At 67.2% G+C, this 4,280-nt stretch carries 6 protein-coding genes; all 6 read left to right on the top strand.

What is annotated here, in order from left to right:
* The first annotated feature begins 208 nt into the window (after window positions 1-208).
* A complete protein-coding gene (locus CF165_RS51005) occupies window positions 209-742 on the top strand; it encodes a hypothetical protein (protein ID WP_143268968.1) in 534 nt (177 codons plus the stop codon).
* A gap of 80 nt (window positions 743-822) precedes the next feature.
* Window positions 823-1,413, top strand: a complete 591-nt coding sequence (locus CF165_RS49590; protein WP_093954545.1) for a DUF5753 domain-containing protein — start codon at window positions 823-825, stop codon at window positions 1,411-1,413.
* A gap of 335 nt (window positions 1,414-1,748) precedes the next feature.
* Window positions 1,749-2,204: a hypothetical protein gene (locus CF165_RS49585; protein WP_093954544.1), complete on the top strand. Its 456-nt coding sequence runs from the start codon at window positions 1,749-1,751 to the stop codon at window positions 2,202-2,204.
* A gap of 484 nt (window positions 2,205-2,688) precedes the next feature.
* Window positions 2,689-3,060, top strand: a complete 372-nt coding sequence (locus tag CF165_RS49580) for a hypothetical protein (RefSeq protein WP_093954543.1) — start codon at window positions 2,689-2,691, stop codon at window positions 3,058-3,060.
* Between the two features lie 8 nt (window positions 3,061-3,068).
* A complete protein-coding gene (locus CF165_RS51630; protein WP_158226983.1) occupies window positions 3,069-3,269 on the top strand; it encodes a hypothetical protein in 201 nt (66 codons plus the stop codon).
* 277 nt (window positions 3,270-3,546) lie between these two features.
* On the top strand, window positions 3,547-4,280 hold a 734-nt coding region (locus tag CF165_RS51000; RefSeq protein ID WP_158226982.1), incomplete at its 3' end, for an SAM-dependent methyltransferase.

Raw genomic sequence — 4,280 nt, 5'->3', positions numbered from 1 at the left:
GGACCTCGACCGCTCGGCGCATCCCACGATCACCGTCCTGGACGGCAACCCTCCCCCAAGGGCAACTTCCGCGGGGCGAATTCCTCCGGCGACCGAGCTGCACGCTCGTCATCAGCCCCGCCGGTGCGACCTGTGCGGCGCCACGGACACCCGCACCCGATACCGCCCGCGTCACCACGCCCGAACAGGACGCGCACAGGAGCCGAACATGCCACCCGAGGACCCCGAAGCCAGCAAGACCGGACCACCGACTATTGGCGACCGCCCGAATACCTCACGTCTGCCCCGTTCCCGCACCGCAGTGACGAGCCCGGCACAGCGCAGGGAGCCAACACTCAATCCGTGCCACCTCAGTCCCGCCCGAATCCTCGACTGCCTCCTCGGCGGAGACCAGCTCCTCGTGCGTGTCGGCGACGACGCCGAGACGGTGCGTCGGCTGGCGGCGGCGCTGCGGAGATTCACCGCGATCGGCGATGACCAGACCGCGGCCCGGGTCGGGCTCACACTGGTCCTGATCGACGCCCGTGCTGGCCGACACGGGTTCACCGCCGAGCGCCTGGACCAGGCGTGTCGGGTACTGGGGCGGCCGGGATCAGCTGCGGACAGGGCCGATGTGCTGCTCGTTCAAGCCGAGGTCGCCGAACTCGCCGGCAACCACGACCAAGCCCGCGAGTGCCACGCCGAGGCACTCGAGCTGCTCCGACACCACGACGAAGCACCGGATAAAGACAGACAGCCCTAAACCGCCCCGATCGCGCGCCACGACAAGACGTACCGCACGACAGCCGACCAGTTACCTCGGAATCTGATGAAAGGAACGCCATGACACACGACCAGACAACTCCCAAAACGGCCAACGAACCGTGGTGGATTGTCCACGAAGGACATTACTCGAAGGAACTTGTCGAGTACGGCAAGGTTGAATCCCGCGCCACCACTCTGCGGCAGTTCCAACCGTTCGTGATTCCCGCATTGTTGCAGGAACCTGGCTACGCGGAGGCGCTCTTGCATCAATACGCCGACGCCTACCCCACCGAGTTCATCGAACGGACCATCGAGGTCCGCGCCACCCGCAGGGCAGCTTTCCTCAGCAGCGACACGAAGGCATCCTTCGTCCTGGACGCCTCGGTCCTGCGCCGGCCGGTCGGGTCCGACGCGATCATGCGGCAGCAGCTTGCGTGGCTGCACGAACTCGACTCCTCAGGCCGAGCGTCCATCACGGTCATGGACGGCGTGTACGACGGAATGGAAGACCACTTCAGCCTGTTCGACGTCGACGGGCAGGTCGTGGCATTCGCCGACGCAGGAAAAGGGATCAAACAAGTCGAAGACGACGACCGGAAAAGCGAACTGGCCGCATTGTTCGGACGCTTCCAGAAGCGTGCGGCGCCACTGCGGGACTGCTCCTTATGACGACCATGGAACGAGCACAGGGGCACGTGCTGGCGAAAGGAGGTGACGGGGATGCTGCCTGGCGATGAACTGACCAGTGAGTGGCTCCAGGACGCTGCGAAGCGAACGGAGGAGGCACAGAGGAAGGAGCAGTAGCGGACGAGGCCTGCCAGCGACGGCCATCGTCGTGTCGCTGGCAGGCCGGCTGCCGGGTTCCTAGGCGTCACGCAAATTCGGCGCAAACCTCCGCCGACGTACCCGGCGGTCACGCGATCGCAGCGCCCTACGGCGGCCCAGGCAGTCCCCCACCGACCACGTCGTGAGCGCCGCCAACTTCCGGACACCGAGGAGTCCCGATGCACCCTCATGATAGCGAATTGCTTGACCGGATCGTTCTCACCGCCAGCCAGTGCCACCACATGGTCGACGTGCTGCAAACCGTCCCACCCGGCAGCGCCACGTACACACGCCGGCTGCGTCAGTTCTCGCAGGACCTGGGTGAGCTATCGCGCGCCATCTCCCAGCGCATCGGCAGACTCGCCACCATCGCGATCGAACAAGCACTGGAGGAGGGCGTCGACGAACTGGCGGAACAGCCGGAGTTGCCGAAAGCCACCCACGCCAGCTTGCTCGCCGCGCTCCGATCCGCAGCAGTCCTCCTTGACCAGCACGCGACTCACGACCTCCGGAACAATCCACCCGACGACGTCGTCGCCACCGACCTTGCCCTCACCTTCCCCACGGTGGCGCTGATGTCGTTGATCACCGCGATGCACGCCCGCTGTGCCACGCCAGAGCCCGGCGGAATGTAAGGCGCCCGACGCGAGCATCGCTCGACCCGCCGCACCGGGACCACCGTGTTCCCAACCGCGGCCTGAACCAAGGACGCGATCATCCGGCTGGGATGACCAGACCGGCCGCGTCACGAGACAGCCCGCCGACTGGCTCCGCGCGGCCTCGCCGCACCCCCGTCGATACCGCCCACATCACCGAGGCCTCAGCGCCAGAAAGACGGCCGATGACCAACGCCAAACCTCGCCCGCAACGCCCTCGCAACGCCATCTCCCGACCGCCGACGACCACTCACCTTCGCGCAAAGCTCGATCACCTGAGCACCTTTGTCACGGGGATCGTGTTCGGGCTGAGCCGCGGGTGCATTGTCTTCGACTCGCCCAGGTTCGCCGGCCAGCTGGCCGAAATCGGGACAGCTCTGGCGGCCTTCGCCGAAGACCTCGGCGTGCACCCCGGCGCCGACGACAGAGTCACCCTGAGGGAGCCGCTGCTTCCCCCCAGGAGATGGCGGCCTTCCCGGTGGCCCGGCAGCAAACGCTGCAGGTGCTGCGCGTCCTCGAACGCCTCGACTCTCTTTTCGGCGCCGTCGCCGACGCCGACGCCACGTCCCAGCGGACGGTGGCGCTCAGCGAGCTCGCCACCGTCGCCGCCGTCTACGGCCACCGACTCGGGCGCACCGCGCAGCTGCTGACCATGCGCCACCACCGCCGCGCCCAGCGCCCCACCGCCGAGATCGCCGCCGACCTGGGCATCACCGAGCCCGACGTCAAGCAGATGCTCCGCGAGGCCCAGGCGCTCGTCGACGGCCCTCTCGAGCAGCCCGCGCCACCACCGTGGCGCCCATGCCCTGCGTCCGCACACACCACCACGGGGTGAGGAGTCCGATGCACCACCGCACCGACCCCACGCGGAGAGCACACCGCCCGGGCCAAATCTTTGCCGACCTCGCCGCTGGACTCGGCGTGTCCCAGGCCGACGTCGAGCAGATGCTCACCGACGCCAATGTCCTGCTTGCCCAACCACCACCGTCGTCCACCACACCAGCCGCCGACGGCTCTTCGCCGGCGCCGCACCAGACATCCTGACTCGCCGAGGAAGACACGACCGATGAATTCGCCTACACCACCATCCTCGGGTCCTCCGCCAGCAGCCACCGAGCCGCACAACACGAGCACCAGCCAGCAGAAATCGCGCAAGCCCACCGAGGACACTGCGCGGTCCTGTCACGACACACCAACAACTCATACCCCCACCTCGTCTGGCGATGACCAGGAACGTTCGGATGCCAGCCCATCAGCGGCCCATCTGTCCATATCGCACGCGGCACTACGCGTCACGGCACAGCGCTGGGAAGCGCCGGAGTTGGACCTGTGCTGCGCCAGCCCGGCACGGATCAAGGACTTCCTCCTCGGCGGAGGCAACGCCTACGCGATCGATAAAGCCTGGTGTGCCGATGCGACGCGTATCTTGCCGAGCCTGCGCCGGACCTACCGTGACGAGTACAGATTCCTTCGCCGAGCCATCCGCCTCGTGGCGGCGAAGCGCGGCATCAGCAGGTTCCTCGTCGTCGACGCGGGACTGCCGGACAGCGACGCCACACACGAATACGTTGCCCAGCAAGAAACCAGCAAGGCCGTGTACACCAGCGACGACCGACATGTCCTCGCATACCTGGAACTGGCCGCCTCACACCATCCCGCAATCGACAGCGTCTGCGGCACATTCAGCGTTCCGGGCACGATTCTGCTCGCCGACCCGACCCAGCGGCTGCTGGCCGCCGGGACCCCGGTCTGCCTCGTGCTGTGCGGCGTCCTGGAGACGATCGGCGACACCGCCGACGCGCACACCGCGTTGCGGTGCTACACCGAACGACTCCCCTCCGGCAGCCTGGTGATCGTCACCCACCCCACCGTCGACGGCCTCAACCCGATCGACCCTGCAGGCCGCGAAATGGCCACGAACATGCGACAGGTGTGCCAGGCGTACGGCGCCGGGCACCAGCCTGAACGTCACCTACGCACCGCCGAGGAACTCAGGGACATCCTCTCCGGGCTCACACTCATCCCTCCCGGCATCGCCTTCACCTCCAACTGGCG

The organism is Amycolatopsis vastitatis, assembly GCF_002234595.1.
Classification (GTDB): Bacteria; Actinomycetota; Actinomycetes; order Mycobacteriales; family Pseudonocardiaceae; genus Amycolatopsis; species Amycolatopsis vastitatis.
The sequence above is the reverse complement of the archived record's forward strand: the minus strand, read 5'-3'. Positions and strand labels throughout refer to the sequence as shown.